We start from the raw sequence: 16587 nt of genomic DNA on the forward strand, positions 1-16587 counted from the left end.
CCCTCCTTATTGCGCCATTTTGTCGGCAATTGCGGCTTGAATATCGACCGTGATGTCTTCTGCGCCCATCACCACCGCAGGAGTGACGAGAATCAGGGCCTGATGCATTTGCTGGTACTCGGATAAACTGTCACTGAGCGCCACTTGAAAACGGTGAGTGGCTTCCGCGATTTGCTGCTCACTGAACGGATTTTCACCGTTAAACTGCAGGGCCATTTGTTGTTGATATTGATTGACCGTGCCCGTCATGTCGAAAGTGACGGTGACAGGGGCAAGCCAGCGCACCACGAACACCGAAATACTGAAACTCAGAACCACCGCAATGATCATAAAAAAGCTCATGGCTTTTAAGCATTGTTTACGGCGGCGGTTCATGCCCCGAGCAGGTGCTTTTAGTGCCTTGTCGACTAATGTCGTGTTTGTGTCTGCCATTGGGATAAGGTCTCCATTTCTTGTGGGAATTTGCGTTGAGCCAGCGCCAATAACGCCTCTTGTTGGGATCGTCCTTGGGCGATTTGATTTTCACGAAATTGGAAATCATCCCCATCCGTTGAGTACAACGCCCGGCTAATCGGGTCAGTCACTAGCCGATGGAACGAGGAGCGCCCCGCAATCCGCAACATAAAGGCACTAAAGTGCGCATCCCCCGCTGCAGGGAACCCTTCAACAATGGCGCGTTCAACGGGGTTGAATTGGTCATTATTTTTTTGGTTGTATTTACGGAAAGCTTCCATATTTTGGCGCATGATAATTTTGAAGGAGGAGTTACTCCACGCGGCTTTCGCGGCGGTACTGGCGCCATCACCGTCAAAATCGTCGATACCTTGTGAGATAGTAATGTACGAGCCACCGTATTTACGGGCCGTTCGATAGCCGCCTTCAATAAAGTCAGCAACAAAGTCGCCCTTGTTATCCAGCAGTTTCCAACCTTCATCGATCACCGCGAGTTTTTTGATATTACGCGGGGATAAATACATCCGTTGCTGGATGAAAATCATCATGGAGAACATGACCGCCGCTAACAGATCAGGTTTGTTTTGCAGCCCGCCCATTTCCAACACCGTAAAGCGCACTTGCTCATTCAGTGCCGGTTTGTCACTGTTAAAATACGCCCCGTACAATCCTTTGGTGGTGTATTTTTTCAATGACACAATGATTTCTTGCATCTTATTTTGGACCGTACTTTGCGGGTCAAAATAAGCCGCTTTCACTTGGGCTTCGAGGTAATCGTGAACGTCGTCAATCAGGACTTGATTCTCTTTACGTCCGCTTGGGGCTTTTCCTTCCCACACATCTTGAACCGCATTAAGTAGGATGGATTTAGACACATCATCCATGCTGCTTGATGGACTAGCCAACACAATCAACAGGTCACGGATACTTTCCGCCGCCTCTTTAATGTCCACCACACCCGCGAACGGGTTGAATTTGAGGTCTCGCGCATCGACATAAACACCGCCGAGACTGTGACACAACTCTTTATACGAATCCCCCATATCGAGCACATACGTCCAACCGCCCGCATCTAGGACTTGGCGAATGAGGGCTTGCATGATGAACGACTTGCCACTGCCTGACGTGCCACAAACTGCCGCATTAAAGTTGTCATTACCGAGACCTGAACCCCGCTCAAAAATGTCGAGAAATGAGAGTTGGTGACGATATGACGGAATAGGTAATCCTTTTTGGCAAATTCGATTATCGGCGACAACCGGCAATAAATTGGCGACATTAAACGATTTGGCCCTGAGTGTGCCACCTGAACGTACCATATCGCCCCAAAGTCCCTCTTGCATGACAAAAGGAAAGAGCGCCAAGTAGTTACGTAATTGCATAAAGGTCGGTGGACACAACGTTAAGCGATTGGTGGTGTAGGTATTCATCAACGCCATTTCCGCTTTTAACGCTTTATCATCGTCGTCTTCGCAAAATAAGGTGATGCCGTAACTGTAACGCGCGAGGGCAATTTGGTTCGTATCGAGTCCACTCTGCAAGCCCTTCCACTCATCGGCTTTACGTTTTACCCCTGGCACCCAATTGATGTACTTGGAGTTGGCCCGACTGTTATTGGTGATAAACTTTTTCTTGGCCTCGTTTTGGGTTTTCACCAAATCTTCGACATACACGGTCATCGTAATGGCAAACGGACACGACACACTGGAGGCAGGATCAAGCAAGTTACTCAAGTTATCGCCCGTTTGCCACAAGGCAAACTGGGTCGGGTTTTTCTCCAGCATATAGTTCATGATACGGGTTTGGCTTTTTTGCCCTTTTTCCATCGACAACGACTGGTGAATGGCATCGGGGCGGATTTCTAGCGTTAACGAACGGTCAGCACATTGGTCATTCAATGCCTCATACGGGTCAACGTGGCTACTTGGCAATGCAATCTGGTCATGCCGGAAATTACTGATTTCACGTACCAGTTGCAGCAACCCTTTGTCATTCATTTGCTCACAATGCAGGGATGCGCCTGCCAAGGACTCCATGACGATACTGAGGGTTTGATTCACTTTTTGTAATGTCAGGGCATCGGCTTTTTTATGCTCTTCGGCATAACACACAAACAACCGATAATTACGTAACGATAGCGGTAAATTGAGTTTGTTATTCAATCCCACCAACGCACCGCGCTCGTAAAAAGCCCGGGTGATATGGTTAAATTGGTCTGCTTTTTCTCCTTGCCACCCAAAGTCTTTCAGCCCATACCCTAACTGCTCACTGATGCACTTGCTTCCCAATAACATAAAGGTTAAGGGGATTTTGCGAGGAAGTTTATTGCGCAGAAAATAATCCAGCGCATCGACAATTTTGTCATTGGCCCCCACTAAAGGCGTGCACTCTAATGCAAAACCAATGGTGGTTTTATTGATAAACAAGCCGGATTTTGCATCATAATTGCGATACGGTAAGAGGCTGCAAAAGGAGGGGTAATCCATGTTATCCAAGGCTTCAGCCGCCCGCTTGTTTCCATCCGGCTCTCGCCATGCGGTAAATAAGTTCTTGAATAATGCTTCTTGTAACGACACCGGTTCTGGCTCGTCATCAAACACAATGTCTTTTGACTTAGGTAAAAATGGGGCAAGCAGTTTATCGATTAAGGACGGTTTTTCGTTCATGTTACTGGACTCTCCACTGACCATCTTTCACCACAAAAGAGACAACCGCAGGTTGATACAGGTTGTCTTGCTCATCTATCCACGGCGCTATCCATAAACGCGCAGTGCTTGTCGGTAAACGTTGAGGTGGCGCCATGCCAATATCGCCCCAACTCGCCCAGGCTTGTGTCGGGTGCTGAACGGGCGGCAGTGAATTCGGCGGCACGGACTTTTTAACTGGGGCTGCAGGTTGTTCAAATGCACCCAACGCGGCAACTGTCTGTGATGACGCCCTATTACCCTGGGGAGCAGAACGAACAGCCCCAGAGGTGGATGCCGTTGTCACGACAGGTACAATAGGTGTTGCCAACGGCGCTAACCGCGGCAACTCAGCTCGCTTTTGGGATGCGCCCTCCCCATTAGCAGGATGGTTCCATGTCACATTTTGCTGTGCCGCTTTTTGATTGGCTTCTTCCATCGTCATGCAACTGTCTTGCGCAGTGGCATTACAATCAAAGGAGTCTTTCATCCCTGCTGTACAACCAGCGAGCAGGGTTAATGCGCCTAGAATGAGGAGTTTTTTCATAATTAAACCTTTTTGGATACAGAGTTGGTAAAAAGAGGAGGTGCGACGAAGAATGTCGAATAAAACAATGTTATCTAACTGTGCTTAATGGCGAGTCCTATAGAAAAGAAAAGCACATAAACAAAAATACATTTGACGATAAATAGGACCATTTTCTTGTGTGAAGGAAATCCCACTTTCCCAGCAAGATAATCTGGTTTTGAGTATTGCCCTAAACCTAAACAAACGAAAACAACCACCGTGCTTGCCGCACACAGCAAGGGAATATAATTAAGATATTGAGGTGACGGGATAAAGAAGCCCCTCCCCCAAACGCTCATGCTCACTATTGCGATGAGAAAATTAATAATCTCAAAGGTGCGCATCACTTTAAATTGAAACAGTCGTTCTTCAGGACTGGTCATACCCCCTCCAATGAAACAAAGTTAAGTAGCTGGTAATAATGTAATTTGTGAGATAAATAAGTTTCCAACGATTGTGCAGAATTAAATTTAAGCTGGGGATCATGTTATGTTTCTGTCGTATACCACACGCGAATACCTTGAAATGATCGCCCCATCCTCATGATAGAACTGGATGACTTATCTTCTTCTGTTTCGATATTGATGATTTTAATATTCAGTGCCTTATTCTCTGCAAGCCATAAATTAAGGGCTTCACACGCCAATTGCTTACTAAAATAATCATCAGGTTTCATCGAGAGAGTAAACGTATTAAAGTCTCTAAATTTAACAAGTTGCTCCACTGTATTGTCCTCTAAAGAGCGATATATCATGTTATTACTATCAAAGGTAAAACCTAGCTTTGTGTAAAAGCTTAAAACTGATTCATCGTCAACTTTTCCTTTAAAACAGATAACCTCACTGCCTAGAAATTGGTTAATAAGCCGTTCTATTAATATGCTGCCAATACCTTCTCGCCTAAATAAGGGGTGAATAAAAATGTAGCGAAGATACAATTCGTTTCCCTGAATAGACACAACTGCTTTCCCTAACTCAACCTCTTTATAAATGGCTAGGCATCGTCCGGTATCACCAACTTGAACATAGGAAGTGCGATAACCTCGAAGTATTCGTCTTTTATTCAATAACAACTTAAGTTTAACAACCAACTTATCGAATAAATTAAGTTTATTTATCAACCACATGAATAACACCTATTTAAAGTCATTAAATTGTTCAAGATGACGCGGAGGATACTTATCAATATTGTCCTTGATTTCTTTTAAAAACAGCTCGAAGGTGTGTTCCCAATCATTCGCACGGATTGGCGAGATAGTTTGTAATAAAGTTAAATACGCCGTTAAATAACGATAAAGGTAATTTTGAACCAGACTGTATATTTCAATCGCATAATTTTTGTCGCACTCAACAGATGGCGAAAAATAACGAAATTCATTAACCAATTTAATTGAGGGATAGTTTCCAGCGTAGTAATACGTTTGCTCAACAAATTGCTGATAGGCCTTATTTTCATGTTTTAACTGTTCAATCTCTCGGTTAAGTCGTTCAATTTCTAATGCTTGCTGCGCTTGTTTATTACGATTAAAAATTTGCATATTTATTCCTTTAGTTAAATAAAATCTAATAATATTTTTTATCCGATTAATTGACATTTTATTTCGTATAACTTTTATTTTTCAGATTTCTTTCACCACTAACTCAAATCATCATTAGAAATAGAGGTGCTTAACCGCCCTTTAATTTGGGAAAACAACTCTTCAACTGTCAGTTCCAATTCAATTGATTTGTCATTGGTGAATTTAATAAAGGCGTTTTCTTTGTATTCACCTGCGCTGACTCTTATTTTAATGGGCTCAACGAGCCGAATAAGCGAGGTTTGAATAAGATAGGTTTTACCTTCTCGGTCCTGAAACTTCACTAGATGATTGGGGTTGCAGGGCTGAATTGACGTAATATTTTGGTCGACACTATGATGATTAAACATAAGTATTATCACTCTATATTGGTCATTTATACATGAGGGGTAAATACGAACCCGAAGGCTGAAATGAATTTAATCCTTCTCTTCGTATTGTTCGGGTATTACACTGATTCAAGAGTATTGAAAATAGCATAAGTAGTTACACCGCCGCAGATAGTGCAATACCAATATAGGCTAATCTTGATTTTTCTTTAAGGTAATATATTCATCCGGTGACAATGAGCTAATAAAATAACCTACATCACAAGAGTATCTATAATCTTCAGTCGCTATCTCAGATTTCAGGGGAGTATGACACTGTAATTCGAATTGATTGAGTTTATCAAACTGCCCTCGACTTGCCATATTCCAGCTGCATACTCCCCCCGCGACCAGGGAAAGCCAAAACACCACACATATAATACCCAATATACGTTCTGTCCTCCAAAGGTGAATTATTGAAAATATGGCCATACAAGCAAGCACGAATATTAAGAACCAAATGATATACTGCATAAAAGTTAACATATGAATTCCATTATTTAATTGGCTTTATCATTAGTTGAAATTTATAGGTTGAGTATAAATCCAAATAATGAAATGAATCTCAAGCCGATTTAGGGGTATTCCAAATTGCATAGGCAACGCCATTTTCAACGACCACAATGCCTTGATGAGCACAGCCCGAGCAGGTGATTTTATCTTTCTCAAACAGTAAGTCTTCTGAGCCAAATTCGGTTTCGACAATACTATTTTCACTGCCACAAACCACGCAGCGCCCTAGCCAGTTAATCTTTAATTTGCGTTTCATAGTAATTTTAATTATTAGCTAAAGATTCTTTTAGCTTGATGAATTCTAAATAACCGTATGTACTCATTTCTACATATCCGCTTTCACACGATAATTTATACTTATCATTATCCACTTCAACCCGATATTCTGGACAGGTTTTTTAAAAGGCTTTTCCTTCATTCAAGCTGTTTACATTAGCAACGTAACCAATGAGTAGAGCCACACCAAAACCAACAATTAAACCAAATATAAAATTACTCATAAACACCTCCAATTAGATTTATTTTTTACGTATACTCTCTTGGTAAACTTTAATTGCATAATCGTAATCTATTTTAGAAACTTCGATTTGATTATTTTCATCACCCAAGTAATAGATAATTCCCCCATGTCGTTCAATTGACTTAAAAATTTCAAGCTTAGAATACCGCTCACCATTTGGAATATGTTTTTCAATATCCTCACGTTTTCCCGAGTAAGCTAACCAAGCTAAAAGAGCAACAAAAAAAATCACCACATAAAAGAAAATCCAAATTGGGTTTATCTCCATACTCACATTACCTTTTATTAAACTTTAAAAAATTATTAATTCCATTTTTACTTATCAATATTATTTTTGATTTTTTTTATTAGTGCTATGAGTTTTGATTTTTCCGCATAAGCCCAATGTCCCGTCACAGGGTCAAAGACAACGAAATCAGACTCAACAAATCGCAATCGATAATAAATAGTTTTTTTCAATTCAAATTCACGCTTCAAACTAGCATTTTCTTCCTCTATTTCTTTATTTCTAGCTCCCGAAAAGTAAATGCCATACACCGCAGTGCAAACTATACCAAGAACAATCAGTGTGATACTGGTAATCATTTGGTATTTTTCGATATTTATTACGGGCATAACCATAAATAGCAACATGATAAAAAACATGGGAATTGCCAATACATTATAGTCTGCAGGCCTAAGCTTTGGTGCCTTTTCCAGTACATCTAAGTTTCTGGCTAGTTCAGATCGTGATACTGATTGTCCCGCTGCACCGCCAACGACGAGACCACCACTTCCGACACCAACACCCGCCCCATTCCAGTCATTATTTTGCGTCCCTTTTGCTACAATGCTTGCTAAGGAAACGCCATCCGTTGGTAAATACGTTCGTTTCATCACATCCCCTTATATGACCTATTTTTTACTGTCCGTAAATTGGTAGTGCTTTGGTTTAGCTTTGTATTCGTTATACGTTTCTTTTTCTACCGCAATCCACTCCTCCAAATAAACAGGGAAGTCATCCGGATTTTTAGCCGTTTCTTTCTTTAAATGGTCGTATGCTTCTGGATTATTTGGCTTATATTGGCTGAGGAGTTTATCTAAACGTTCATATTTATCAGGGAACTTGCTTGCCAAATTAAACTTAACGCCCATAATGGCAGCAATAATAAACGCAAGAACAATTACTGAAACATAAACTGGTAGATTTAAATCATTAATTAAAAGAGAGCCTATCCAATTTAAAATATAAACCATAACAACAACGATAAATAGATAGGTCAAAATAAATGTTCTAGCTTGCCTTTGATTAAACACGTGATCAGGAATATTGTTTACCATCATAATATAGTTAAATAACTTTTTATTTTTCACGTTGACTTTCCTTATAAGCGTTTATCGCCAAATCATAGTCTATTTTATTAACTTCAATTTGATTTTTATCATCCCCTAAAAAGTAAAACACCCCCTTCTCTTTTTCCACCGTTTTGATAATTGACAATTCAGAGTAACGCTTTACCTCGATATATTTGAAATAGGATTATTGAAATAAAGTGGATAACAAATTAGGTAGGACAACAGTAAATAATGAATATTCATTTATTCGCTTTTAATTCTTGAAACTTTTCAGGTGATAATGAGCTGGTATAATAACCCGCATCACACTGATAACGATATAACCCATCTGCCAATTCATGCTGTACAGGTGACGTGCAATGTTTTATAAAATTATTGATGCGGCGATACTCTGTGTTCTGGTCCCAATAGATCATTAATTTCGCACCCAAAAAACCAAATGCACCAATAACACAAATAATTATAATAGTTTGCAATCGTTCCATTATTTTCTCATTTTATTAATTTTGAACTTAGCGATTAGTTTGTGATTTTTTATAAGCCTTGATCGCCTCTTGATATTCATCCACTGACACATTTTCAATCACATCGCCACACTTGAGCTTATTAGTATTTGATTGAAATAATCCATTATCGATATTAGTTTCAATTAATTGGCACTCAGACTGATAATAATGCCCCTTATCAGCAAGTGATTCTTGATTATCTATATAACCAATCACCATACTTAAACCCCAAACAATCCCCATTAACGTAAGACTAACTATAATCCGTGGAGTATTACCTTCACTGATTGCACGAATAAAAACCCAAAACAATACAACAGCAAGGCAAATCAAAATAACAACAATAATAAGCATACTATTCCTTTTTTTAATGTATTACGGTTTATTAATCAATTTTCGCTGATAAGCTTTAAGCAGAATCATTACCGAGAAGGCTATGTATACTATTATTATAACAATAGTAAAGAACAGTCCGAACATTGACTGAATCATATAGAAAAGATACGGAGCAAAAAAGAAAAACATAACAACATTAACCCCATCTAGAATATTTAATATTTTATTCGCGAGGCTTTTATTTTCTTTTTTATTTCTAAATAACATTATCATAAATGATAAAGCACAAATGCTTATCATAGTTAAAATGTAAGCACCAACATACGTTCTATTATCGAAAAAACCAATATATATTTCGAGCATGCCTCTATCCTTAAATAAGTTTAAATTTTAATAAATTAGGGCTCCATTTCTAACAAATATTCACGCTTAAGAATGATATTGAATAAGCTAGATTCTTTTATTTTACTGAAGCAATTACTCTTCAATCATTAAGCTGTCTTGATACGCCTTGACAGCTTCGCGATAGGATTGAATATCAACATAGTTAATTATAGGTATCGGGCCGCATTGAAGCTTATGCGTATGTGGATAGACAGGATTAATTTCAACGTCTGTTTCTAAGATGTGACACTCCTCTGTGTAATATCGCCCTTGTTCAATTAGCTTGGGCGTTCCATTTTTCATTAGTGAGTAAGCTTCGCTTCCCAAAATAATGAAAAGTATCACGAAGGAAAAGCCAAAAAACAGACCGAGAAGTGGCTCTTCTGACATTATCTTACCAACAACACACATCCCTAAAAGAACCAAGCACAAAAATAAAACAACGAATCCCATTTTAATCACCATTACCTTTATAGGCTTGTATGGCTTCTTGATATTCATCAACAGTGACATTTTCAATCACATCACCACACTTGAGCTTATTAGTATTTGATTGAAACAATCCATTATCAATGTTGATTTCAATCAGCTGGCACTGTGTTGAGTAATACTCACCCTTGCTTATCTTTTCAGTTTTATTCTCACCACCAAAAGCGATGAAATAGATAAAAACCATGATGATAATAATAACAGCTAAGCCCATCCCAAATTTAGCTTCACCTGCACGAATAGCCCCAGCTAGTGCTACCCCTAAGAATATAATGGCAATCACAAGTATCGGAAAAGTCATTGATTCCATTAGTACCTGTCTCCTTAGCCTGTTATTTAATAGTTTCAAAGCTGCGGTTATCGACAACTTTGGGAACTTCTCTATTGAGAATATTCAGTAATAAGACGGAACGCGCCTCACCATCTGGCTCGTTATAAATCGCTTGAATTCCCGCAAAAATACCGTCTGTAATCACTACTTCATCCCCTTTTTGTGGCAAGTTATCACTCAACTCTTTAACGAAATCAGGAACAACTATTGTTGCAATCACTTCATTGGGGACAATCACGGGACTCTGACCAAAACGCACAAAGTGACTCACACCGCGTGTTGAGTTAATGGTCGAAAAATGGATCACTTCGTAATCGAACTTCACAAACAAATAGTTGGGGAATAACGGCTCCATCACAGTCTTACGGCGATTTCTTACCATTTTTTCAGTTTTATACGTGGGGTTATGCGCGCTCACCCCTTGACGTTCAAGATGTTCAATGGCGCGTAAAACTTGGTCACGTTTACAATACAACAAATACCATTTTTCCATGATGACTCACTTTAGTTGATGGTCAGCACTCAGGATTTGTACAACCCAAACACTTAACCCGCTGTAAATCGCTAAAAAAATGACCGAATCCCAACTCACATGGTGGGAAACAAATAACGCGGCCGGACAAATCGTAATGAGCATCATAAGTAGCGTACTTATACGCATCCGCTTTTTTAGCTGACGAATTCGGTTTTGCATTGGGTTGTACCTGAATGAAGACACTGAAAATTAAGAATTAAGAATTAAGAATTGAAGAAAAAAATTGCTTTACTGCGGGGCATTCTCCATCGGGATAGTATCCCCTAAAGAAATCCGCTCTAAGGCTTGTTTTGAAACGGTAATACCTTGGTTAATGGAACTCTGCAGTGAGTCATTGCCTTGTTTTTCCGATTTAGCTTTCTTCATTTGTTCAACGAACTTCAACTGAAAACCTTCTTGGAAAACCACGGTAATTTCAATGCCTGCCCCAATCGGAATAACGGGATGATATTGCTCAGCACGTTTAATCAAATATTCTGAAACCATTTTACCGGATTGTTGCACCCCACCTCCGACACCACCACGAGCTGCATCACCAAACGTGGTGGTGTTACTGGCTCCCATTCCCACAGAGGTTGAACCCACTTGAGAAATACCTGAGCCTAATGCTTCAATAAATCCGCCTGCAAAGGCATAACCCACTAATTGGCCATTTCGGATGACAGGCTCCCCTTTAATCCCGTTTTTACCCATAAAAGAGACATGCCCTTTAAAGGGAATATCGACGGTATGACCAAACAGTTTGCAAGAGAGTCGGTCAGTGCGAACTAATCCGCGCTCACTGGAAATATCCCCATACACCCCCGCCGTCACCGCACAACCACTTAAGTCATACTCTTCATCATTTGGCATGATGAGTTTTCCCGTTAACCGAAATTGCATCGGGGAAGGATTACTGTTTCCCGTCACGGAAGCATTTGCATCGGCCCCTTCAATCACCATGGCTTTAGCGAAACTCCCTGACGGGATGTAGGGTAAGTCGGGCAAATCGGTATTTTCTTGCTCATCCTCATACTCAATCGTCATCGAGGATAAACCTTGCTTTAATACCGGATTGACATTAATTTGCGGTTGCCCGACAGGGTATTGCCCGCCTTGATAAAAGGCCGTTGGCGGCGGAATAATCGGTTGGTTGGCTTGAACGTTAGGCGTCGGTAAGGTGCCTACAGGCAATTGCTGCGGTTGTGGCACACCATTACTTGACTCACCGTGTATCAAATTGCTTCCCATAGTGGTCATATCGTCTTGCAGTGCGATTAAGTCTTTATCTTGCTGCTCGATTTTATCGCGGTACGCTTTGTTTTCTTGCTCTAGCTTAGCGATACGCGCATTGACCTGTTTCATTTGCTTATCCATTTGAGATGCTGTGGATTGCAAGTCGGCCATGGCCGATTTTCCGACATTCTTATCAAATGAGGAGGTGACGACCCCCGTCATATTCGGTGCAGGACGCACGGGTTTCGTGGCCGTTTTGGGTTTTGATGGTAAGCTCATGTACCACGCAGCGCCACCTATACCCGATAAACCTAGGGCCAGTAATACAAAAAGTGCCGTTTGTTTTCGCTTTGCTCGGACATTAATATTTGCCATTTTCAACCTCATTACTGACGGTTAACCAGACCGTTGCCGTGGCACCTGCTAACACAGTATCGCTATACGGATAGATAACGACTGAGCGAACAGCGTGCTGATTGAACAATCGCTCACTTAACGGTTGTGAGACTGAACTGGTGTTCATCACATCCAGTTGGTATACCCGCAACTCACCCCCATTCCACATTTTGTTTGCCGTCACCCGATAAGCTGACGGTAATTGGAATGACGGTAAGGCCGTTACAGGCGCTAAAATAAACCCATTCGGTGTTTGTTGATTCAGTAACGCTTTATGGATTTCAACTAAGACGCGCGGATACGGTAAAGCGCGTTCCCAGCGTTTTGCTACGGCACTTTGTGCCGGTTGATTGGATATCAGTTGCAGTACACGACCATCGCGTTTTTGTGGAACTGCGACAACCGACACCGTTAAGCCCCCTGCGGTTCTGACGAAAAAGGTAAACGGCTTGGTTTGTGCCGTCATTAATACCACGCCGCCATTCGAAACGCCTGTCGCTCCTTTTTGATTACCGTTGATAAACATCCCTTGTGCACTATCGATGGCCACAATACGATCCCCTGGTACAACCAACATATTCGGTTCACTGTTACTGAAATTTACTTTAATTTGAGAATCGGGTGACACGGGGATTTGAGTTGGCAACTGAGCCATAGGTTCGGCATGTATCGTTGACGCAAAACCACAAAATGCTAATGCGAGACAAAGAAGCTTTATTGGGTTACTTTTTTTCTTCATCAATGATGTCCTCAAAGCTGATCACTTCACTAATTCCATTGGCATACTTGATATGCAACCGCAATTTCTTATATTCAGGCAACGATTCACGCTTACCTATCCACGTTTTCAGCTCACCTTGAATATCAATAATGCCGTCAGAGGGGTAGACCTCCAGTTTGGTCATGTAAAAGGCAGAGGTGACGTTGTTATTGATAATTTCTTTGGCTTCGACCGCTAACACATCTTGCATTTCGGGACGTGATTCTTTTGCCACATACCGTAATAAAGATTGATGGTTTGCTTTGACCGATTCGGGACTGACGTTATAGCGTAGAAAAAGTAATGATTGTGCGACGGATTCAAGGTAGTTCGCATCCGCATGTGAGCGAGTTAAGGTAAATGGTGTATCAAAGAACATCGGGATATAGGTTTCTTGTCGACTATTGAGTAAGTCATCTAATCTCAGCCACGCGAAAATATTACCTGTCAAACTGAGGCCTAACATAAAGGTCAGTGTAATAAACAGTATCGAGGTGTATTTCGTGGCGGATTTAGCTGCGCTCAGTTTCATGGCAGCCTCCTTCCTTATTTTAAATAAAGTCTGAACGCAGAGTCAGGGAGAGATTTATAAATGCTTTTGAAACAGTAAGCGGGTAAGTACCAGTAACACGCATTGAGTAACCACTGACTTCCCCGCCCTTTTTTGAAGTACCTCAGGGCATACCAGAGCAACGTACCAACCACCAGGCCAGTCATGTAATGTCCGTCATAAAAGCCCCATGTCATGGGGCCTAGTAGAACGGCGGTTTCATCATTGGGTAATGGGAGAATACCGCCTTGCTCGGTTAATGTCTGAGGGAAAATGAAACGCTGTGCACGTTCGTCTTCCATCATCCAACTCCTAATCCATCAACCGCCTGTAGGTGCTTCGATTAAACCAAAGACGATTTTGGTTCCCACAATAAAGACAGGAATTAACAGGAGTAACGCTGGGTTTTGTGCTCGCATAAACGCTAAGAAAACCAGAACCGCTTCACCAATCATGATGTAATACATCACGGATGACCCTTCACCGAAGGTGTCACCAGCGTCGCCTGCCCCCGCTTTCGCCAAGTCTTCTGCTTGCGCAAAACCACGTGCCGCCATCCATAAGATTAACGGTGCAGCGACATATTTATACAGCGATTTTGCCGCTTTGGAGTTCAATGAAGCCCAAGCACGTGCAAAAATACCCTTGCGCTTAGTGACTGGTGAATCAATAGCAATTTGACTCATGTTTATATCCTTTTATTAAGTGATAGATTGAATAAGCATAAAAAGTCTTTCAAACAACAATTGAGCTAATTAGCTCGTTTTATTCCCTTATCCATAAAACAAAAAATAACACGTAAAAAGATAAAGAAATAAAACGCGATAATTTTCCCTGGCTTTGGGTAAAGCTACCGCTCCGGGTGTGCACTACCATTTTTTAGGCAAAGCGATCCCGTTGCTGTGTGTAACCAACAAAAATAAAATTCAAAAAAGGAATAAAACCAATAATCGAGTTATTAATATTTAATTAATAACTCTTGGTAATGTCCTTCTAAATGTTCAACAAGTCGTAGATGATCAGATAATCGTAAAACGGCTTCGACTTTTTTAGAGCGTCGTGCTCGTTTGGCGGATTCTGTTAATAAACGATTTGTTTCAGCACTAATCGGCACACTTATTGTGACCGACTTATATTCTTTTTCTTTCATGGGGATCTCATTTTCCTTAACCATGAAACCATCATATATAAAAAAAAAATCCTCGGACACCCCTACGCTTGGGGTGTGAATTTATACAGTGTCTTTTAAAAGTGATAGTGGCACATAGCAATCCCAATAAAGATAAAGCCCTACATCAGATAACAAATAACGATCATATAGATCCAATTTATACATACCTAGTATCCGACTCACAGTATCATTTATCGTGTAAATGTTTTTATTTGTAATTTTAGCTATTTCTTTATTTGTTAACCTATGAATAATCAACCATCCCACAGTCCATTCATGTTCTGTAAATGTTATCCATGGAGTTGTATGTTGTAATCTATTAATCGAATCTGAAAAATATAATTTATTATCAAACTTATCTTTCCTAGTGAAAAGGTCAGAATAAAAAATTCTAAATTTAATATTAGTATTTCTAATAAAGTTATACATTCTCAAAAAAACAATTTGACTATTAATTATCATTTTAAAACAATTAACTTCTAATGATATTGCAATGTTAGAATGAGGAAGTGGAACCAATTCAATAGATGGAAATATAAATTTATCACTTTTAGGTGGGATTTTTATAGAATTTAAAATTGAGTTAACATTTTCATGAGAGCTACAGGATAAGACATGATTATCTTGGTCAGTAATCATCCAAAAATAAGCATGATTTAAAAAATTAGGTAGGTTTTCACGAAAAACCGCTTGTTTTATTGCGTCGAGATCAATAGGATCATGAATAGACATGTAACCATCCTCTTAGGCTTCGGTTATCTGTTTAGCTCAATAAGGGAGTTCGTACCTCCTTTATTGGGCGACTCTTAAATTTCAATTAAGCAATTAACATTACTTAAGGTAAATATACCTATATTTACAGATTAAATCAATCATTATATTCAATAAAAACTGCATCTCCATACGCTATAATATAGCTTGAGATCCAACTACTACCTACTATTTGGATTGGCCCTGTTTCCACTCTAAAATTAATAATTGCATTCCCACCATTTTCAATAGAAATACTCATTAATTCATTTTTTAAAAACTCATCATCATTCAAAAATTTACCAGCTTGAACTGTTATAGATGCTTTAACCAATCCTAAATTTATAATTGACTTTACATTACTTACTGAATTTCCAATAAATACTCTCTTGTCAAAGTTTCGATAAATTTTTGGCTCTGTGTTAAATAATCCCATATATTACTCCTAACTCTAAGAAAAATACTCATCTAATATAGATTAAGCTCTGTTTTAAAGTTTTTCAACACACTCAATATAAATTAGCTTTTATTAATGATTAATAATACTGTTCTAAATTTTATATAAATATGTTTTCATAACTAATATCACTTATCGTTAATATCAAAAAATTGCTCAATCAGCTTTTCAGTCTCCTTTTTCATCTCTGAAATTCCTTCCCTAAAATCATAGCGACTATCTTCTTTTATTTCATTAATATTAAATAACATCTGAAAAATCATTTGAATGCATTGTCGTGTCTTGGTTGAATCTTCTAATATTTGCTTCTTATAAAGCTCTTCCCATGTCATTCCATCATCATCAGTTTCTTCAGCCTTCTTTTTTAAATTCATTGTCACTCGAACACCAATATCCAACATTTCAGAACAAACGCTCGACATATTTGCGTCTGCATGACTTGCCCCATCAGCTCGCCGTTCATCAACAATAGTTCTAATTGCATCATAAACTTTTTGTGACATATATACGTTTTGTCTTGCCATTTATTTAACCTATTTATCTTAGAGCTAATTGAGTGCCTATAATAATTAATACTATCACATTTTTAGTGCTTTAAAAGTGCTAATCATGGATTTTTTAAGCACTACTTTAGTGCTAAAAGCTAAGCACCAATAGAGCACTGATATTTATAACTTAATATTTTTATTA

Annotated in this window: 25 protein-coding genes; all 25 read right to left on the reverse strand. The window is 39.6% G+C overall.

Annotated features, from left to right (window positions below; all coding sequences use genetic code 11):
- Positions 1-6: 6 nt before the first annotated feature.
- The 25 genes from trbI to J6836_RS22575 all read right to left on the reverse strand — a co-directional run bounded on the left by trbI (position 7) and on the right by J6836_RS22575 (position 16421).
- Positions 7-432: a type-F conjugative transfer system protein TrbI gene (trbI, locus tag J6836_RS22455; RefSeq protein WP_219249655.1), complete on the reverse strand. Its 426-nt coding sequence runs from the start codon at positions 430-432 to the stop codon at positions 7-9.
- Positions 408-3119, reverse strand: a complete 2712-nt coding sequence (gene traC / locus J6836_RS22460; protein WP_255586432.1) for a type IV secretion system protein TraC — start codon at positions 3117-3119, stop codon at positions 408-410. Before traC ends, trbI begins: the two co-directional genes overlap by 25 nt.
- Before the next feature lies 1 nt (position 3120).
- Positions 3121-3684 carry a type IV conjugative transfer system lipoprotein TraV gene (traV, locus tag J6836_RS22465; RefSeq protein ID WP_219249656.1) on the reverse strand — a complete coding sequence of 188 codons (564 nt, stop codon included), beginning with the start codon at positions 3682-3684 and terminating at the stop codon, positions 3121-3123.
- A 74-nt stretch (positions 3685-3758) separates the two neighbouring features.
- On the reverse strand, positions 3759-4088 hold the full coding sequence (locus tag J6836_RS22470) for a hypothetical protein (protein ID WP_219249660.1): 330 nt from the start codon (positions 4086-4088) through the stop codon (positions 3759-3761).
- A 104-nt stretch (positions 4089-4192) separates the two neighbouring features.
- Entirely contained in the window at positions 4193-4831 is a 639-nt protein-coding gene (locus J6836_RS22475; RefSeq protein ID WP_219249661.1) for a GNAT family N-acetyltransferase, read from the reverse strand.
- Between the two features lie 9 nt (positions 4832-4840).
- Positions 4841-5242: a hypothetical protein gene (locus J6836_RS22480; RefSeq protein ID WP_219249663.1), complete on the reverse strand. Its 402-nt coding sequence runs from the start codon at positions 5240-5242 to the stop codon at positions 4841-4843.
- Between the two features lie 98 nt (positions 5243-5340).
- Positions 5341-5631 carry a hypothetical protein gene (locus J6836_RS22485; RefSeq protein ID WP_219249664.1) on the reverse strand — a complete coding sequence of 97 codons (291 nt, stop codon included), beginning with the start codon at positions 5629-5631 and terminating at the stop codon, positions 5341-5343.
- A gap of 583 nt (positions 5632-6214) precedes the next feature.
- Positions 6215-6418: a hypothetical protein gene (locus tag J6836_RS22490; RefSeq protein ID WP_219249666.1), complete on the reverse strand. Its 204-nt coding sequence runs from the start codon at positions 6416-6418 to the stop codon at positions 6215-6217.
- Between the two features lie 262 nt (positions 6419-6680).
- Positions 6681-6950, reverse strand: coding sequence for a hypothetical protein (locus J6836_RS22495; RefSeq protein ID WP_219249668.1), 270 nt, complete (start codon positions 6948-6950; stop codon positions 6681-6683).
- 47 nt (positions 6951-6997) lie between these two features.
- Positions 6998-7558 (reverse strand): hypothetical protein, encoded by a 561-nt coding sequence (locus J6836_RS22500; RefSeq protein WP_219249669.1) that lies wholly within the window; start codon positions 7556-7558, stop codon positions 6998-7000.
- Positions 7559-7576: 18 nt separating this feature from the next.
- On the reverse strand, positions 7577-8035 hold the full coding sequence (locus J6836_RS22505; RefSeq protein WP_219249670.1) for a hypothetical protein: 459 nt from the start codon (positions 8033-8035) through the stop codon (positions 7577-7579).
- Positions 8036-8256: 221 nt separating this feature from the next.
- Positions 8257-8433, reverse strand: a complete 177-nt coding sequence (locus J6836_RS23275) for a hypothetical protein (protein WP_219249671.1) — start codon at positions 8431-8433, stop codon at positions 8257-8259.
- 96 nt (positions 8434-8529) lie between these two features.
- On the reverse strand, positions 8530-8877 hold the full coding sequence (locus tag J6836_RS22515; protein WP_219249672.1) for a hypothetical protein: 348 nt from the start codon (positions 8875-8877) through the stop codon (positions 8530-8532).
- Positions 8878-9336: 459 nt separating this feature from the next.
- Positions 9337-9696 (reverse strand): hypothetical protein, encoded by a 360-nt coding sequence (locus tag J6836_RS22520; protein WP_219249673.1) that lies wholly within the window; start codon positions 9694-9696, stop codon positions 9337-9339.
- Between the two features lies 1 nt (position 9697).
- On the reverse strand, positions 9698-10042 hold the full coding sequence (locus tag J6836_RS22525) for a hypothetical protein (RefSeq protein WP_219249674.1): 345 nt from the start codon (positions 10040-10042) through the stop codon (positions 9698-9700).
- Between the two features lie 22 nt (positions 10043-10064).
- Positions 10065-10556 (reverse strand): transcription/translation regulatory transformer protein RfaH, encoded by a 492-nt coding sequence (gene rfaH, locus J6836_RS22530; protein WP_219249675.1) that lies wholly within the window; start codon positions 10554-10556, stop codon positions 10065-10067.
- A 270-nt stretch (positions 10557-10826) separates the two neighbouring features.
- Positions 10827-12188 (reverse strand): TrbI/VirB10 family protein, encoded by a 1362-nt coding sequence (locus J6836_RS22535; protein ID WP_219249676.1) that lies wholly within the window; start codon positions 12186-12188, stop codon positions 10827-10829.
- Positions 12175-12948, reverse strand: coding sequence for a TraK domain-containing protein (locus J6836_RS22540; protein WP_219249678.1), 774 nt, complete (start codon positions 12946-12948; stop codon positions 12175-12177). The genes J6836_RS22535 and J6836_RS22540 overlap by 14 nt, the downstream gene beginning before the upstream one ends.
- A complete protein-coding gene (gene traE / locus J6836_RS22545) occupies positions 12932-13501 on the reverse strand; it encodes a type IV conjugative transfer system protein TraE (RefSeq protein WP_219249686.1) in 570 nt (189 codons plus the stop codon). The genes J6836_RS22540 and traE overlap by 17 nt, the downstream gene beginning before the upstream one ends.
- Before the next feature lie 14 nt (positions 13502-13515).
- Positions 13516-13824 (reverse strand): type IV conjugative transfer system protein TraL, encoded by a 309-nt coding sequence (gene traL / locus J6836_RS23280; RefSeq protein WP_255586433.1) that lies wholly within the window; start codon positions 13822-13824, stop codon positions 13516-13518.
- 15 nt (positions 13825-13839) lie between these two features.
- Positions 13840-14205: a type IV conjugative transfer system pilin TraA gene (locus J6836_RS23285; protein ID WP_219249688.1), complete on the reverse strand. Its 366-nt coding sequence runs from the start codon at positions 14203-14205 to the stop codon at positions 13840-13842.
- A gap of 272 nt (positions 14206-14477) precedes the next feature.
- Positions 14478-14669 (reverse strand): TraY domain-containing protein, encoded by a 192-nt coding sequence (locus J6836_RS22560; protein ID WP_219249689.1) that lies wholly within the window; start codon positions 14667-14669, stop codon positions 14478-14480.
- Between the two features lie 81 nt (positions 14670-14750).
- Complete coding sequence (locus J6836_RS22565; RefSeq protein WP_219249691.1) at positions 14751-15422, reverse strand: hypothetical protein; 672 nt, start codon at positions 15420-15422, stop codon at positions 14751-14753.
- Positions 15423-15558: 136 nt separating this feature from the next.
- Positions 15559-15876: a hypothetical protein gene (locus J6836_RS22570; RefSeq protein ID WP_219249692.1), complete on the reverse strand. Its 318-nt coding sequence runs from the start codon at positions 15874-15876 to the stop codon at positions 15559-15561.
- A gap of 149 nt (positions 15877-16025) precedes the next feature.
- The gene (locus tag J6836_RS22575) at positions 16026-16421 is read right to left on the reverse strand and encodes a relaxosome protein TraM (protein ID WP_219249693.1); all 396 of its coding nucleotides are present in this window, start codon (positions 16419-16421) and stop codon (positions 16026-16028) included.
- Positions 16422-16587: the final 166 nt, after the last annotated feature.

The sequence above is a fragment of the Providencia sp. R33 genome, from assembly GCF_019343475.1.
Taxonomy (GTDB): Bacteria; Pseudomonadota; Gammaproteobacteria; order Enterobacterales; family Enterobacteriaceae; genus Providencia.

Coding starts and splice junctions, on each gene's coding strand:
- traL (WP_255586433.1), bottom strand. CDS start 13,824: ATGATGGAAGACGAACGTGCACAGCGTTTCATTTTCCCTCAGACATTA.
- J6836_RS22475 (WP_219249661.1), bottom strand. CDS start 4,831: ATGTGGTTGATAAATAAACTTAATTTATTCGATAAGTTGGTTGTTAAA.
- J6836_RS22500 (WP_219249669.1), bottom strand. CDS start 7,558: ATGAAACGAACGTATTTACCAACGGATGGCGTTTCCTTAGCAAGCATT.
- J6836_RS22470 (WP_219249660.1), bottom strand. CDS start 4,088: ATGACCAGTCCTGAAGAACGACTGTTTCAATTTAAAGTGATGCGCACC.
- rfaH (WP_219249675.1), bottom strand. CDS start 10,556: ATGGAAAAATGGTATTTGTTGTATTGTAAACGTGACCAAGTTTTACGC.
- J6836_RS22565 (WP_219249691.1), bottom strand. CDS start 15,422: ATGTCTATTCATGATCCTATTGATCTCGACGCAATAAAACAAGCGGTT.
- traV (WP_219249656.1), bottom strand. CDS start 3,684: ATGAAAAAACTCCTCATTCTAGGCGCATTAACCCTGCTCGCTGGTTGT.
- J6836_RS22480 (WP_219249663.1), bottom strand. CDS start 5,242: ATGCAAATTTTTAATCGTAATAAACAAGCGCAGCAAGCATTAGAAATT.
- J6836_RS22560 (WP_219249689.1), bottom strand. CDS start 14,669: ATGAAAGAAAAAGAATATAAGTCGGTCACAATAAGTGTGCCGATTAGT.
- J6836_RS22575 (WP_219249693.1), bottom strand. CDS start 16,421: ATGGCAAGACAAAACGTATATATGTCACAAAAAGTTTATGATGCAATT.
- J6836_RS23275 (WP_219249671.1), bottom strand. CDS start 8,433: ATGATCTATTGGGACCAGAACACAGAGTATCGCCGCATCAATAATTTT.
- J6836_RS22520 (WP_219249673.1), bottom strand. CDS start 9,696: ATGGGATTCGTTGTTTTATTTTTGTGCTTGGTTCTTTTAGGGATGTGT.
- traC (WP_255586432.1), bottom strand. CDS start 3,119: ATGAACGAAAAACCGTCCTTAATCGATAAACTGCTTGCCCCATTTTTA.
- J6836_RS22540 (WP_219249678.1), bottom strand. CDS start 12,948: ATGAAGAAAAAAAGTAACCCAATAAAGCTTCTTTGTCTCGCATTAGCA.
- J6836_RS22570 (WP_219249692.1), bottom strand. CDS start 15,876: ATGGGATTATTTAACACAGAGCCAAAAATTTATCGAAACTTTGACAAG.
- trbI (WP_219249655.1), bottom strand. CDS start 432: ATGGCAGACACAAACACGACATTAGTCGACAAGGCACTAAAAGCACCT.
- J6836_RS22515 (WP_219249672.1), bottom strand. CDS start 8,877: ATGCTTATTATTGTTGTTATTTTGATTTGCCTTGCTGTTGTATTGTTT.
- J6836_RS22485 (WP_219249664.1), bottom strand. CDS start 5,631: ATGTTTAATCATCATAGTGTCGACCAAAATATTACGTCAATTCAGCCC.
- J6836_RS22495 (WP_219249668.1), bottom strand. CDS start 6,950: ATGGAGATAAACCCAATTTGGATTTTCTTTTATGTGGTGATTTTTTTT.
- traE (WP_219249686.1), bottom strand. CDS start 13,501: ATGAAACTGAGCGCAGCTAAATCCGCCACGAAATACACCTCGATACTG.
- J6836_RS22525 (WP_219249674.1), bottom strand. CDS start 10,042: ATGGAATCAATGACTTTTCCGATACTTGTGATTGCCATTATATTCTTA.
- J6836_RS22490 (WP_219249666.1), bottom strand. CDS start 6,418: ATGAAACGCAAATTAAAGATTAACTGGCTAGGGCGCTGCGTGGTTTGT.
- J6836_RS22535 (WP_219249676.1), bottom strand. CDS start 12,188: ATGGCAAATATTAATGTCCGAGCAAAGCGAAAACAAACGGCACTTTTT.
- J6836_RS23285 (WP_219249688.1), bottom strand. CDS start 14,205: ATGAGTCAAATTGCTATTGATTCACCAGTCACTAAGCGCAAGGGTATT.